The sequence below is a fragment of the Pseudoalteromonas pernae genome (assembly GCF_039831865.1).
GTDB classification, from domain to species: domain Bacteria; phylum Pseudomonadota; class Gammaproteobacteria; order Enterobacterales; family Alteromonadaceae; genus Pseudoalteromonas; species Pseudoalteromonas pernae.
In genome coordinates, this window is sequence record NZ_JBDODM010000002.1 from 258,598 (window position 1) to 273,800 (window position 15,203).

At 45.1% G+C, this 15,203-nt stretch carries 11 protein-coding genes; 4 read left to right on the top strand and 7 right to left on the bottom strand.

Going from position 1 to position 15,203, the window contains the following annotated elements; genetic code table 11:
- Positions 1 to 19: 19 nt before the first annotated feature.
- The 3 genes from V1358_RS05255 to V1358_RS05265 all read right to left on the bottom strand — a co-directional run bounded on the left by V1358_RS05255 (position 20) and on the right by V1358_RS05265 (position 3,298).
- A complete protein-coding gene (locus V1358_RS05255; RefSeq protein ID WP_347392830.1) occupies positions 20 to 727 on the bottom strand; it encodes a SapC family protein in 708 nt (235 codons plus the stop codon).
- A gap of 246 nt (positions 728 to 973) precedes the next feature.
- On the bottom strand, positions 974 to 2,521 hold the full coding sequence (locus tag V1358_RS05260) for a tryptophan halogenase family protein (protein WP_347392831.1): 1,548 nt from the start codon (positions 2,519 to 2,521) through the stop codon (positions 974 to 976).
- Positions 2,522 to 2,593: 72 nt separating this feature from the next.
- Entirely contained in the window at positions 2,594 to 3,298 is a 705-nt protein-coding gene (locus tag V1358_RS05265; protein ID WP_347392832.1) for a DUF6445 family protein, read from the bottom strand.
- A gap of 198 nt (positions 3,299 to 3,496) precedes the next feature.
- On the opposite strand from V1358_RS05265, the gene V1358_RS05270 reads away from it, so the two are divergent.
- Positions 3,497 to 5,038, top strand: coding sequence for a tryptophan halogenase family protein (locus tag V1358_RS05270; RefSeq protein WP_347392833.1), 1,542 nt, complete (start codon positions 3,497 to 3,499; stop codon positions 5,036 to 5,038).
- Positions 5,039 to 5,155: 117 nt separating this feature from the next.
- Here the strand turns inward: V1358_RS05270 and V1358_RS05275 are convergent, their stop codons facing one another.
- The 4 genes from V1358_RS05275 to pgi all read right to left on the bottom strand — a co-directional run bounded on the left by V1358_RS05275 (position 5,156) and on the right by pgi (position 12,388).
- Entirely contained in the window at positions 5,156 to 7,756 is a 2,601-nt protein-coding gene (locus V1358_RS05275) for a TonB-dependent receptor (protein ID WP_347392834.1), read from the bottom strand.
- Between the two features lie 408 nt (positions 7,757 to 8,164).
- Positions 8,165 to 8,875 carry a 6-phosphogluconolactonase gene (gene pgl, locus V1358_RS05280; RefSeq protein ID WP_347392835.1) on the bottom strand — a complete coding sequence of 237 codons (711 nt, stop codon included), beginning with the start codon at positions 8,873 to 8,875 and terminating at the stop codon, positions 8,165 to 8,167.
- Complete coding sequence (gene zwf / locus V1358_RS05285) at positions 8,875 to 10,347, bottom strand: glucose-6-phosphate dehydrogenase (RefSeq protein ID WP_347390928.1); 1,473 nt, start codon at positions 10,345 to 10,347, stop codon at positions 8,875 to 8,877. Before zwf ends, pgl begins: the two co-directional genes overlap by 1 nt.
- A 397-nt stretch (positions 10,348 to 10,744) precedes the next feature.
- The gene (pgi, locus tag V1358_RS05290; RefSeq protein ID WP_347392836.1) at positions 10,745 to 12,388 is read right to left on the bottom strand and encodes a glucose-6-phosphate isomerase; all 1,644 of its coding nucleotides are present in this window, start codon (positions 12,386 to 12,388) and stop codon (positions 10,745 to 10,747) included.
- A 506-nt stretch (positions 12,389 to 12,894) separates the two neighbouring features.
- Here pgi and V1358_RS05295 point away from each other — a divergent pair.
- The 3 genes from V1358_RS05295 (at position 12,895) to rsxB (ending at position 15,198) form a co-directional block, all read left to right on the top strand.
- On the top strand, positions 12,895 to 13,923 hold the full coding sequence (locus V1358_RS05295) for a LacI family DNA-binding transcriptional regulator (protein ID WP_347390930.1): 1,029 nt from the start codon (positions 12,895 to 12,897) through the stop codon (positions 13,921 to 13,923).
- Between the two features lie 136 nt (positions 13,924 to 14,059).
- The gene (gene rsxA, locus V1358_RS05300) at positions 14,060 to 14,641 is read left to right on the top strand and encodes an electron transport complex subunit RsxA (RefSeq protein ID WP_347390931.1); all 582 of its coding nucleotides are present in this window, start codon (positions 14,060 to 14,062) and stop codon (positions 14,639 to 14,641) included.
- Positions 14,642 to 14,643: 2 nt separating this feature from the next.
- Complete coding sequence (gene rsxB, locus V1358_RS05305) at positions 14,644 to 15,198, top strand: electron transport complex subunit RsxB (RefSeq protein ID WP_347390932.1); 555 nt, start codon at positions 14,644 to 14,646, stop codon at positions 15,196 to 15,198.
- Positions 15,199 to 15,203: the final 5 nt, after the last annotated feature.

Below are 15,203 nucleotides of genomic sequence, written 5' to 3' on the forward strand. Positions count from 1 at the left end.
TATCGTATTTCATTCACGCTTATGCGCTACGCTCAGCTTTAAGGCGAGCAAGGCGAGCCACTTGATGGCTAGCAGTTAGGAATGAATAGATAGGCGCTAGGTAACCACGCTTACGTAGTTCTAGGAAAGCCTCGTCGCTTAGTTCATTCAACTTCTTCTCATCGATCATGTAGATACCAGTGATGTCTTTTTTCTCACCTTTGATATCAACAGTCAGCGTTTGTGCTGCTAAAAGCTCTTTTTCAGCTAGGTATTCAGTGAATACTTCTGTCACACCTGAGAACTCGATGAACGAGATAAGCGCTTCTTTACGACGCTTAAGGTAATCAGTTTCTTCGCCGTTCTCGAACAAGGCTTGGCCTTCTTCTTCACCAACTAGCGGGCTTGCTTCGTCGATTACTACACCGTACTGCTCTTCTTCTGGGTGCTTAACTAGACCTAGAGGGTAGCGAGTAACTGCAAGAGGTGCGAAACCAGCGTTCCATTTGTCACCGTCTACGAAAAGGTTTTCACCTGGCTCAAGACCGAAAAGTGCTACCGCTTGGAATTTACCTGTTTCGTTGTTTTTAACGAAAGCCATTGGGAATTCATTTGCTACACGACCGAACTCGTGTGCAACTACTGGTACTAGGTGTTGAGTTTTTAAGAATTCTAGATTGATGCCATTTTTGATTTTAGTGTTGGCATGTTTCTCGTTATGCAAAGGCTGCACTTGTTGCTCCGCCATAATACTGCTCCATACTATTTACGTATTTGTTACTTGTTGTGGCCTAAGGCTATCGGTTTTGCTTACAAAAAGGAAGAGAAAATACGTGAAAGTTTAAAGTCATTGTATAGAAGGCTATACGAGTGATTCCAAGGCCTTGATAATGTTTAAAACAAAATAAGCGCTGTGTAGCTTTATGTAGCAAAGCAGTGCCACCAAAAGTGAATTCGGTGGCACAATCAATTAACAAAGTTCGCCACAAAGGTATTAATGACGTCCTCGTTGCTTAATACTCTCTAGCAGCGCACGATGCTTGGGTAACGCACTGGTGACTTGGCGAACCGCTTGCTCAATCATTGCGAGGTGTTGCGGCGCACCTTCGGTCTGCATATAGCGTGACGCAATGGCCTCTTTATCAACACAGAAATCCATGCCATTGAGGACATAGAGGTAATTTTCGAGTTTGAATAACTCCAATGTTCGTTCAAAATCGAAATGAGTAGGAATGTGAGTACGCCAAAGTTGTAGACGTTCGCGTAAACTTTGCGGAATTGTTTCTGGTGCGCGGTTATCTAGCCAAAATGCCGTATCGTCTCGCTTGGAAATACAATAGTGCAACTTTATAAAGTCCACAATGTCCTCCCAAATGGCGGTCATTTGATTATTAAATTTGCTGGCAACAATCGCCACTTCATTTGGCGTCACAGGAAGTTTTGTCGCGAGCAATTTTGCTGACATATCAAACACCAGCAACCCTGTTGCTTCAAGTGGTTCAACGAATCCTTGTGCCAACCCCATAGCGACACAATTTTTTAGCCATGGCTGGCTTTGATACCCTGTGCGCATTGGTATCTTTCTAACCATCTCAGGTTGTGTACCGAGATAGTTGAATAAGGTTTGATACGCTTCATCTTCACTTAAATGAGCGCTTGAGTATACAAAACCCACTCCTCTCCTAGAAGTGAGACCTATATCCCAGACCCATCCTGCCTGTTGAGCGTGGGCGATAGTATAAGATTTGATGTCATGATTCGGATCGGTGTAAGGCACTTGTACAGCCAATGCGCTATCACACAGCAGTACATCTGATTTATCTACGAATGTCCCCTGCAGTTCATCATTGATCAATCGACCTTGGAAGCCACTGCAATCTACGAATAGATCGCCGGCAATCGTATTGCCATCGGTTAGGAGCAACGATGTGATGTTTCCATCGTCTGTGAGATTAACGGTATCTACATGCCCACTTATGTACTGCACACCTAAGTTTCGCTGCGCATTATGTGAGAGTAATTCGGTGAATTTTCCTGCATCGAGGTGATACGCGTAATTCACGATGCCCTGAAATTCAGGCGTCGACAAATCTTTTGGCCCTAATCCAGCCTCACAGACATCGTGTTGAATAGACACGCACTGAGCATAGTGTTTATTCATAGATTGATTGTTTAGAAGCCAATGCGCATTAATACCACTTTGAGCAACATGAGGAGTCTCAAATAAATGGTGATAGAAGTTACCGGGCTTTTGCGAAGGGTTATGCGTCCACTCTACAAATTTGATCCCTTGTTTAAAGCTGGTATCACATTTACTGATAAGCTCGGTTTCAGAGATGCCAAAGCTACGAATACTGTCGCGGATAATTGGCACAGTACCCTCACCCACTCCCACATTCGGCACATCAGGAGACTCAACAACGGTCACGCTTAATTGCCCAGCTTGGATAGTCTTTTTGTAATGAGCGCCTAAATGACTGGCTGCAAGCCAACCTGCTGTGCCACCACCGAGGATGACAATTCTTTTTATCTTGTTGTTCACGCGATTTCTTTTATTGTTTGTACGCAATAGGATTAGTCTACAAGAAAGCCAACGTGTGTCCTAGTCATGCGACTATTGAAGGTCATTAAAAAATGAAGAAACCGTTAGCCTGCCGTGCTCAACAGAAGAACTAATGCTTTGTTCATGAGTAAGCCGCGCACTATGCAACAAATTGCTTTTGTAAATCACCAACCTGTTAAAGCGCTCTGGGATATCCACGACTTTCTCAAACAAAGACGTGTCACCGTTTATGTAGCCGCTGTGCTCATGCGAATGCGCTTTAACCTGTTCAATCATACTCAACACAATGTCTTGATTGCTTTGGTTAATCTGCACCGTGCCTGTAGGTTTAAACTTGTAGATTGCGGTGCCGCCTCTTGGCTGCGAGCTAAGGTAGTGCACACTCGCGAAAGCTCTGTCATTACTGCTATCTATGTGCGGCATCTTTTGTACATCATGCAATTGTGACTGACCCAAGGTGATTAAACTCAGCATGGATTTGGTAACGCGCTGTGGGCCGTAGCCGCATGTAAAAGGATACAAATCTCGGTTGAGAAGTTGCGCTAACACACGGGTATAGGGTGCAGGCATGTGATCTCGAATACCAGGGTAGAAGGTGCCGTCCGCCCCCACTGGGTTAAAGTACGCATACTTTTTGGCGAAATGTAATACCGGCTCCGGGTCTAGCAAAAAATCATCTATGATAAACACCTGCTCTTGGGTATCAGGAATATCTATCGATTGAATATGAAGCGCTGGGTTAAGTGTCAAATCCATTTTATATTACTATATTTTTATATGTGTTCAGAATCGTATCATGAGGCTCGGTTTATTAATACACATCAGCGCTGATAGAGGATCAATTCCGCTCGTTAAAAATCTTTGCTGCAGTGCAAAGACTTTATTTGTTAATAAGCTGTATTAACAGCGCAGAATAGATACAATAACAGCGCTGTCATTTACAGGTAACAGACAATGAACAATAAGCCGATTCAAAAAGTGATAATTCTCGGTGGTGGCACCGCTGGCTGGCTCAGCGCAAATCATCTAGCAACGAAACTCAAACCTGCGCACCAAGGTGGTGTTGAGATCACCGTTATTGAGTCTCCCGATACGCCTACTATCGGCGTTGGTGAAGGGACAGTACCTTTGATGGTGCATACACTCAGAGAGTTTGGCATCAGCGAGACAGACTTTATCACGCGTTGTGATGTGTCATTCAAACAAGGTATTCGCTTTGATAATTGGATGAAACCGCGAGGTGAGCAGCCACATCATTATTATCATCCGTTTGACTACCCTATTTTAGATGACAACAATGCCGCAGCTTGGTTAGAACAACAACAAAAAAGCTTTAGCCATCAAGTCGGTATTCAGGCGCAGTTATGCGATGCAGAGCTTGCCCCGAAAACTATATGCTGCCCAGAATATCAAGGCTTAGCCGCATATGGTTATCACCTTGACGCGGGTAAATTTGGTGCCTTACTGGCTGAACATGCCACTGAAAAACTAGGCGTTAAACGGATATTTGCCCATATTAATGAGGTCACGCTCAGCGACGATGGCGCAATTCATCAACTGATAGATGCAAGAGGGCATGCGCACCAAGGCGATTTATACATTGACTGTTCTGGCTTTGGCAGCCGTTTGTTAGGCGAAGCGTTACACGTGCCTTTTATTGATAAAAGCGATGTCTTGTTCGTCAATAAAGCACTGGCAATTCAAGTGCCTTACGACGACCCCGACACGCTGATACCCTCTTACACAAAAGCAACCGCACAAAAAGCGGGGTGGATTTGGGATATTTCGCTGCCGACCCGCCGCGGTGTCGGCCATGTATTCAGTGACAAGCACATGAGCACGGATGAAGCGCACCAAGTATTGGCAAACTACCTGCAAAAACCTGCATCCGAAGTTAATGCTCGAGAAATCAATATGCCCGTGGGCTATCGCGAGAGGTTTTGGCATAAAAACTGTGTCGCTATTGGCTTAGCGCAGGGCTTTGTGGAGCCCCTCGAAGCAACAGGTTTATTGGTGTTTGACGCCACGGCGAAGTTACTGGCGCATCAATTCCCAACCTGCACAAATGAATTAGAACAACTAAGCAATCGCTTCAATAGCTATGTAAGCGGTATGTGGGAGAGCGTAATTAGCTTTATCAAACTACATTATGCCATCTCAAATCGCGATGACAGTCAGTTTTGGCTGGATAACCGCAACCCACAATCATGGCCAAAGCAGCTACAAGAAAACGTCCAACACTGGCGCACACACTTGCCCTCACATTATGACTTCCCGCAAGGGTTTGACGCGTTTCGACTTGAGAATTACCTCTATGTTCTGTACGGCATGGACTTTGAAACTCACTTATCTGGCTCAGTGTTTAATCACAGTAGTCACAACCTTAGTGGCTTACACCGTGCAATTGCCGCCAAGGCCAATCATGTTCGCAGCCAACTGCAACCCAATCGCGAGTTATTACAAAAAATAAAGCAAAATGGCTTAGCCAAAATGTAATTATAAAAGCTCAGCATTGCTGAGCTTTTTTACTTGTGTGGAATAGCTGCGCTCACTGTGTGAATAACAGACAAAAAAAAGCCAGAGACAAGTCTCTGGCTTTTCACAGCGCACGGCTTAGAAACGGAATTGTAAGCCGAGTTTGTAACGTGCTTCACCTTCGAAGAACCATGCAGGGTAGCCATCTTTCAATTCAGGCTTAACATCTACATTACCTTCAGCTACACCGATTTGAACACTGTCTTCTTCAGTTAAGTTAACAGCTTCAAATGTTACGTCTAGGCTATCAGTGATTGAGTACTTAGCACTTAAATCAAGTGTGCCGTAGTCCTGATGCTCGCGGTTACCGTAGAAACCCGGTAATTCACGAATCATGTATTCTGAACGCCAGTTATACGCAAGACGGATGTTGAAGTCTTCAGTTTCGTAGTAACCAACAAGGTTTACTGTGTGATCTGATGAGTCAGTGAACTGTGATACGCGATCTGGGAAGTTCTCTTCTGGTGCTGATGAATCAACAAGCGTGTAGTTCACTTGGTAACCAAGACCATTGTCGAAACCATCTTGTAGCTGTAGTTCGATACCTTGGATCTCACCGCCACTGCCCGTACCCATAGTTGCGATAGTCCAGCTATCTACACCTGAGTCGTTATCAACGATACCGATGCTTTGGTTAAGAACTTGGTCAGTCTTAGTGAAGCTTGAGATATCTTTGATGAAGTAAGTTGCACTGAACATTGCATCGTTATCGAAGTAGTACTCGATACCGAAGTCGGCTTGCGTTGCTTTGAACGGCTCTAGACCGATGTTACCTTTTTTCAGGACTTCGTTGCCTGTTGTACCATCATTGTAACCAGCCAGTGTCGATGCTGAGAACATGTCAGCGTAGTTCGCGCGTGACATTACTTGTGCAGCAGATACACGTAGGATTACGTCTTCAGCTAGGTCAAATGCGATGTTCACGCTAGGAAGCACTTCATCATAATCTGCTTTATCAGTGCTAAGCGCGTTTGCGTAGTTACCGTTTGCGTCTAGGTCGAAGTAATCAGACTCAGCATCTGTAGAAACATAACGTAGACCCACGTTACCGCGGAACGCTTCACCTTCGAAATCAGCCATTACGTATAATGCGAAGTTTTCTTCTTGAATTGTACCGTAACCTGATTTGTAAACTGCTGATGTGTCATCGAAGCTTGCAATTGCCGCGTAACCATCGCTAATCATTGCATCTAGGTTTGGCTCTGGAAGAGTAAAACCTGCACCTGAAGACATAGTGCCTGAGAAATACTTGTCAGCACTATTCACAGGTAGTGAGTCAACTAGGTTCGCGCCCCACGTTTCTTGTGTAACTTCGTGGTCAGCCCAACGGAAACCCGTTTTAACTGCAGTGATTGCACCGAAGTCCACAGGGAAAGTGAAATCTACTTGTGCGTATGTTTCTTCATCTGAGTTCGGTTGTTTCTTAAGTGACCAACCTGCTGGAGAAAGCTCACCTGTGAAGTCACTTGCGTCAAATTCTTTGTTTGCGATGTCGATTTTGATCACATCGCCTGTTGCGTCGTAAGTACCCGCGAAATCAGCAGGAGTACCTAGCCAGAAACCGTAGTTTGCTGTTAGATCTGTACCACCGTCTGATTGCGTGTTACCAAAGCGACCTGACACTTCGAAGTTATCGCCAACGTATTTGAAGTCGAAATCAACTGTGTCTGATGTCATTGAACCAGCACGTGCCCATGTTTGCGCCCAACCAGGGTTCGCATCACCCGCTGTACGGCGGTAGAAAGTACATGTGCCAGAGGCATTTGTTTGCTCACACGCCGCTGCTTTGTCATCTGGGAAGATAGCAAACAATGACGTGTTCGCATTGTTAGCTGAAAGCTCAAGGCTCATGATATTTAAGCCAAGCTCAAGGTTATCAGTAGGACGGTACTGGAAAGCAGCGTTGATTGCTGTGCGCTCACGTTCTTGTTGGAAAGTAGTCGGAACGATGTCACCCCATCCAACTAACGACTCAATACCGTTACGTTGATAGTTTGTCTCTGAGTATGCACCAGCAAGTAGGAAACCGAAGTTTTCGTCATCGTTTTTCCAAGAGTAAAGACCTGATACATCTGGGTCTGTTTCTTCAGAAATTGTACCGTAGTCCGCTTTTACACCACCGAAGATAGTGTTTGCATCTAGGTCTAGAGGCTTACGCGTTTTAACGTTAACAGTACCACCGATACCGCCTTCAACTGTGTTCGCTTGTGAAGACTTAGATACTTCAATACCACCTACTAGCTCAGGTGGAAGCAATGTGTAGTTAAAGCTACGGTCGATTGCTTGTTGGTCGTACCAACCTGTTGAAGCAACTGAGTGACCATTAAGTAGTGTGCGTGTAAGCTGAGCTGACGCGCCACGGATTGATACTTGCTGGCCTTGACCGAATTGACGGTTTACTGAGATACCAGAGATACGACCAAGTGCTTCACCTACATCGCTGTCTGGGAACTTACCGATATCTTCTGCAGATACCGCATCAACTACTGAATTTGCAAAGCGCTTGGTGTTCATTGCTGCTGCTAAAGAGCGGCGAATACCACGTACTTCGATTACTTCTACGTCTTCTTTTGCTTGAGTTTGTGCGTCTGCTGCCACTGCAATGCCGGAAAAACCAGCGCCTACTGCAAGGCTAACATTCACTGCTAATAAGCTTTTCTTAAAATTTTTAGCTAACACAGGATTCCCCTTGAATCATTTTGTTGATTTTCAAATCACTTCTGCCCAGTGATGATGACAACGCTGTCATCTACTAACAAACCATACACCCAAAATTACAATTTCGCTACATCTTTTTGTCTTTTTAGTTTAAAAAAAGCACTAATCGATATTTAACTAATTGAAATTTATGGATAATAAGTAAGTGTAAAACGGTTTAGCCAGATTGAAACGCGAAGGAATATAGCACAAAACGTCACTAAAAAGTAAAGACTGCGGCGAGTGTTAAAATGGATTTTGCGCTTTGTTGGTGCAACATACTGTCCGCATTATTTTACGTAGCGGCGCTAACACACTGTAATAGTTAATATATTTTGGGCACAAAAAACGCAGCCGTGGCTGCGTTTTTTAATCTAAAGCAATGTCGCCTTATGGCGCCCAATATACTTCAAGTTCAATATCTGGGTGCTGAAGTACAGCGCGAAGTGGCATTTCATTAACATCACCACCTGTGCTGGCTTGCTTGTACACAGCCAGCTTTTCTTCGCCGCTGATCAATAGTTTTACAACTTTTGATTGAGCAATAGCATGAAGTGTTAAGGTCATACGTTCAGTGATAGAACCTGTCACTTCGCTCTCAATCGCGTTGATAGCGCACACCAATTGCTCAGATGTAAGACCTACCTCTAAACCCTCCGCATGCGGGAACAATGAAGCCGTGTGACCATCAGGTCCCATACCTAAAATTGTTACATCAAAAGGACGCTGAATTTGTTGATACGCGTGCTCACACTCAGCAACACCTTCCTGAGCAGTTGCGGCTGCGTTTTTCATGGTGATGAAGTTCGCTGCGGCTGCTTTGTCTTGCAACAAAGTACCTTTAATGAACTGTTCGTTGCTCTTCTCGTGCCCTGCATCAACCCATCGTTCATCGACCATCGCCACATCAACCTTACTCCAAGCGATATCTAAGCCTGAAAGGTATTTATAAGCAGGTGCTGGCGATGAACCGCCAGATACCATCAATGAAGCACGTTGTGATGTTGCTAATGCATCTGTTAGGCGGCTCTCGAGTGACGCAGCCAACGCTTCGGTCATTTGCTCTTTCGAATCAAAAAAGCGTTCCGTAATATTCGCCATTATGCGCCCTCACCTGTGTTGAACCAACGATGATTTGTTTCAGCCAATAGCTCGTCTGCATCTTCTGGGCCCCACGTACCAGCGCGGTACAATGCTGGAACGCCTTTTTCTTGCCAACGTTCGATGATTGGATCAATCCACTGCCATGCTTGGCGCACTTCATCACGGTGGATAAACAGTGATGGGTTATTTGCCGCGGCATCAAGCATCAATCGCTTGTATGCGTCTGAATGGAAGCCATTTGAATAAGACTCAGACAGTTCAATGTTTAGCGTCACTGGCTCAAGTTGCATTTCAAGGTTATCAAGACGTTTTGACATTAATGTCAACTTGATGCTTTCTTCTGGTTGCAAACGAATAACCAAACGGTTTGGCTGGATTGGGCCCACACTTTGCTCATACACATTGTGCGAAACCGGCTTATATTCCACTACGATTTCCGCACAACGCTTCTTCATGCGTTTACCGGTACGAAGGTAGAATGGCACACCAGCCCAACGCCAGTTATCAATATGTGCTTTAATCGCCACGAACGTTTCTGTCGCACTCGAACCTTCGCCTAGTTCCTCTAGGTAACCAGGTACGAGTTTGCCAGCAAGGTCGCCTGGTACATACTGACCACGCACGATATTTTGGTCTACTTGCTCACCAACCAGTGGACGAAGCGCTTCAAGAACCTTGAGCTTTTCAGTACGGATTGAATTTGCTGTCAGCTTGTGCGGTGACTCCATTGCCACTAAGCACAGCAGTTGTAGCAAGTGGTTTTGAATCATGTCACGCAAAGCGCCGGCTTTGTCGTAAAATCCAGCACGACTTTCAAGACCCACAGTTTCAGAAATACTGATCTGAATATTATCGATGGTCTTCGCATCCCAAAGGTTTTCAAATACCGAGTTTGAGAAACGCAGTGCCATAAGGTTTTGCACAGTTTCCTTACCGAGGTAATGGTCAATACGGAACACTTGCTCTTCGGTAAAATACTCGGCGATTTTTGCGTTGATTTCTTCTGCTGACTTGCCGCAGTAACCGATTGGCTTTTCAACAACGACACGAGAAGTCTCTGTGATAAGACCTTTGGTAGATAGAATTTCACAACACTTGCCGTACACAGCAGGTGGAAGCGATAGATAGAACACGCGAGACTTATCTTGTTCGTGCTCATCAAGCGTCGCTTTAAGCTCATCCCACAATGAATCCGCTTCGGTTACATTCACAACCACGGGGACTAAATACTGAGCAAACGCTTTCCAATCTTTAGCGTTGTATTCACCTTTTGATAGGTGCTCTTTCAGTGCGTCATGGGCAGTGTCGATGTATTCGTCTCGCTTATCTGCGCCACGTACAGTAGGCAAGATACGCGTTCCCTGAGGTAAGTTGCCTTCCTGATAAGCGCGATACATAGCTGGCAACAGCTTGCGTAATGCAAGGTCACCGCCACCACCAAAAATGATAATATCAAAAGGATTTAGCATGATTTACTCTCTACCTGTTTGCTTGGTTTTCCTGCTTCAAACGGCAAGAAAACATAATACTAGTGACTATAGGGCTGGTTGATATTCTACATTATCGCCCTTGGAATTTGTCCTCGCGGTGCATAATTTCGTTACACCTTGAGGTGGCTTTTTCACATTCGAAAAAGGCAAAGCTCCGACACTAAGAGCTTAGCTGTCGGAGCTTGGGAATAAATGAGTCTTAGGGAGTCTGTACATCCTCTCACAAACATACAGGCCCTAAAGACTCCAGCGCTACCCGTTCAAAGGTATTCTTGTGTGCTGTCCCGTTTGGGATAAGAGCCTTAGCGGATTGATATCATCAGCTCCACTAAGCCCCTCAGCGCTACTCGGCTGTGCTGCTGTTGCAGCTAAATTGTTACTGGCGTTTCGCTTGATAATACGCCATAAGTCCACGCGTCGAGCTATCGTGCTCCCCTACACGATTGTCACGCAATTCGGACTCAATATTCTTTGCAAGACCTTTACCCAGTTCAACGCCCCATTGATCGAAAGAGCAGATCTCTAGGATGATCCCTTGTACAAAAATTTTGTGCTCGTACATCGCAATCAGGCGACCCACGGCTTTAGCATCCACTTTATCTAGGATAATTGACGTTGTCGGGCGATTACCTTGGTGAACTTTATGCTCAACAAGTTCTTCAATTCGTTGCTCGCTCAAGCCTTTGGCTTGTAAATCTGCACGCACTTCATCAGCGTCAACGCCATTCATCATCGCTTCGCTTTGAGCAAAGAAGTTCGACATCAAAATGGTATGATGGTCGTCAACGTCGTGCTGCGGTTGAACCGAGCCAATGAAATCCGCTGGCACTATCGTTGTGCCTTGGTGCAGATACTGGTAGAACGCATGTTGGCCGTTAATACCAGTCATTCCCCAAATCAATGGTACTGTTGTGTAATTAACTGCCTGACCAGCAAAGTTTACCGACTTGCCGTTACTTTCCATCTCACCTTGTTGAAGATAGGCAGGCAACATGTGCAGCGCTTGGTCGTAAGGCAAAATAGCTTGGGCACGGTGGTCCAAAAAGCTTGTATTCCAGATGCTGAGTAAACCCATCAATACTGGAATGTTTTCGCTCAAAGGCGCTTGCTGGAAATGCTGGTCAATTTCAAATGCACCTTCTAGCATATCGATAAAGGCGTCGTAGCCTAGGTACAAGGCAATCGGTAAGCCTATCGCACTCCACATTGAAAAACGACCACCAACCCAGTCCCACATCGTGAATACGTTTTCATCAGCAATACCGAACGCAGCTGTTTTTTCTAAGTTAGTGCTTACTGCTACGAAATGCTTTGCTATTGCGGCTTCATCGCCCGAAGCGTTCGTTAGCCACTGCACCGCAGTGCCAGCATTGGTCATGGTTTCAGAAGTAGTGAAAGTCTTTGAAGAAACTACGAACAATGTTGTTTCTGGGTTTAACTCTTTGAGTACGTGGGCAATTTGCACGCCGTCTACGTTAGAAACGTAATGCACGTTTAATGTGTCGTCAGCGTAACTTGCCAGAGCTTCGGTCGCCATCTGCGGGCCAAGGTTTGAACCACCGACACCAATGCTGACAACATCGCTGATTGCTTTGCCAGTGTAACCAAGCCAAGCACCTGAACGTACTTTTTCGACAAACACTTTAATCTTGGCAAGCTCGGTTTCTACTTGCTCAGTCACGTTTTGACCGTCAACCATTACTGCTGTTTTGGCACGGTTACGGAGCGCCGTATGCAACACTGCACGATCTTCAGTGAAATTAATTTTTTCACCGCTGAACATTTTGTCACGCCATTGGCCCAACTCACATTGCTCCGCAAGCGCAATCAGTGAATCACGAACACTTGTGGTGATTAACTGTTTTGAATAATCAAACAATACCCCAGGAATCTCTAAAGAAAACGTAGAAAAACGGTCTGCGTCTTGTGCAAATAATTGCTTTAGATGTGCGCTTTTTAGCTCTTGAGCCTGTTGCTCGAGTGCTTGCCAACTCGTTAATTGTGAACGACTTGCTACCATTTTTTGTTCCTCGAATTCCTAACTGATTAAGTGGGTACTGCGACGTTTGAATTCATTTTGCCTCACTATCGCGACACTTTTGTGTAAATTCGCGAATAATGAGTGTGTATCCACTTGCATCAAATACTGCATATTGCCATTGGGACGTAAACGTTAAGTTAAAATGACAACGCTGTCAAATGGCTTATTTTTGATTTTATTTGCGGAATGATAGCGCATATTTTCATCTTTGACACCGGTATCATGTGGAAAAAATGAAATTTTCTCTGCTAATTTTTTATAACTTTAGATACACTCAATGAAAATTTGTCTTACAGTCATTTCTGTTGGCTTAAAATTTCAACAGCGTTTTTCACTGTGCTTTTGGCCGCTAATTATAAATTTTAGACGGTTAAACTCTCATGGCATCAAGATTGAAAAATGATAGCGAGCTAATTTGGCTCAAACGATTACATAACAAAGGGCTACGTACCTGTGTACTAGCGCTGAGATAATAAGAAACGATCATGAAAGTAACTATTAATGACGTTGCGAAACTCGCCGGTGTATCAATGAAAACGGTTTCGCGAGTAATCAATAATGAGCCATCGGTGCGCAAAAAAACCCATGACATCGTTATGGCAGCTGTAAAAGAGCTTAATTATCAACCCAATCTTGCAGCACGTAACCTTGCTGGCACCTCGTCTTACGCCATAGGCTTGGTATACGACAACCCCAATGCCTACTACGTCATCGATATGCAAAATGGTGTTCTGTCACGCTGTCGCAAAGAAGGCTACGAATTGGTGATTCACCCTTGCAGTTACGCCGATAGCGAAATGGAAAATGAGCTCAAAACAATGATCCAGCGCTCACGTATCGCCGGATTAGTGCTCACCCCCCCACTTTCTGAGCAACAAGCACTTATCGACGAGCTCGATAGCATGAACATGCATTATGTGCGGATTCTCTCAGGCCGCGGAGATGACAGCGACAATAGCCCTTGTATCTACGTGAACGACTATGCGGCTGCTTACGAAATCACTCAGCACTTGTTGAGCCTAGGCCACAAAAACATCGCTTTTATCTGTGGCGATGAAGAGCACAAATCCACATCTGAGCGTTTAGCGGGTTATCAGCAAGCTCTTGCTGATAATGGCATTAAAAACCGTGAAGAGCTTGTCTACCGTGGCGAGTACTCGTTTGAATCTGGTGTTAGCGGTGCCAAAGAGCTACTTAAAGATAACAACGCGCTCCAGATCACCGCAGTGATGGGCGGCAACGATGAAATTGCAGCTGGTGCATTATTCGCAGCGCGTTTGATGGATATTTCTATTCCAAACGAGTTAGCAATCACAGGTTTCGAAGACTCTCCGTTCTCAAAACAAACTTGGCCAAAGCTCACTACCGCGCATCAAGATAACGATATAATTTCTCAACACGCTGCCCGTTTGTTGTTTAGCAAAACACGTGGTGCGAGAAATCAGGATAAAGACATTCAGCGAATTTTTACGCCTTCTTTGGTGGTGCGCGATAGCTCGCAAATACAAGGTTAACCTAAGTGTTCTCCCGCGGCGATACAGTTCGCCGCAACTCCCCTTCTTTGAACAAGCCTTAAAACCGTCGTAACTGTTGTGAAATGAACGAGAAATAAGGATAATACCGCAGTTCTTTTCAGTTTCTTGGGTGCCTATGACGGAATATCTCTTACTGCTTGTCAGTACCGTGTTGGTTAACAATTTCGTTCTTGTACAATTCTTAGGTCTGTGTCCGTTTATGGGCGTGTCGAGCAAGTTAGACACGGCTGTGGGCATGTCTTTGGCGACCACTTTTGTACTAACGCTGGCATCGGTAACCAGTTATTTGGTCAATCAATATATTTTATTGCCCCTTGAACTAACATTTCTTCGTACCATGAGCTTTATCTTGGTGATAGCGGTAGTGGTGCAGTTCACCGAAATGGTGGTGCAAAAAACGTCACCGACCTTATATCGATTGTTAGGTATTTTTCTACCTTTAATCACCACCAACTGTGCGGTATTAGGTGTTGCCCTATTGAATATCAAAGAACAGCACAGCTTTGTTGAATCTGCGGTCTATGGATTTGGCGCAGCTGTTGGTTTTTCTTTGGTGTTGGTGCTATTCGCCGCAATGCGTGAACGTATGGCCGGCGCCGATGTGCCTACGCCGTTTAAAGGCGCTGCCATTGCGATGATTACAGCTGGCCTAATGTCGATGGCATTCATGGGCTTTAGCGGATTGGTTAAGTTTTAATTATGACTTTATTTTACGCCCTCATTGCTCTGGGCATTTTAGCGCTTGTATTTGGTGTCATTCTTGGCTTTGCAGCCGTGCGCTTTCGCGTCGAAGGTGACCCAATCGTTGAACAAATTGATGCAATTTTACCGCAAACCCAATGTGGCCAATGCGGCTACCCGGGGTGTAAGCCCTATGCCGAAGCCATAGCCAATGGCGATGACGTAAATAAGTGTCCCCCTGGTGGCGAAGCCACGGTGAAAAAACTTGCTGATTTAATGGGCGTGGAAGCTAAACCACTTGCCGGTGGCGAGCAAGCGGAACCTGAAAAGAAAGTTGCCTACATTCGCGAAGACGAATGTATCGGCTGTACTAAATGCATTCAGGCTTGCCCAGTTGACGCCATCGTTGGTGCAACAAGACAAATGCACACTGTACTGATTGATGAATGTACTGGCTGTGATTTATGTGTTGACCCCTGCCCTGTAGATTGCATCGACATGGTCCCAGTGGCACAAACCAAACAAACGTGGAAGTGGCAATTAGACGCTATCCCCGTGACGCAAATTGATTAAGAGGT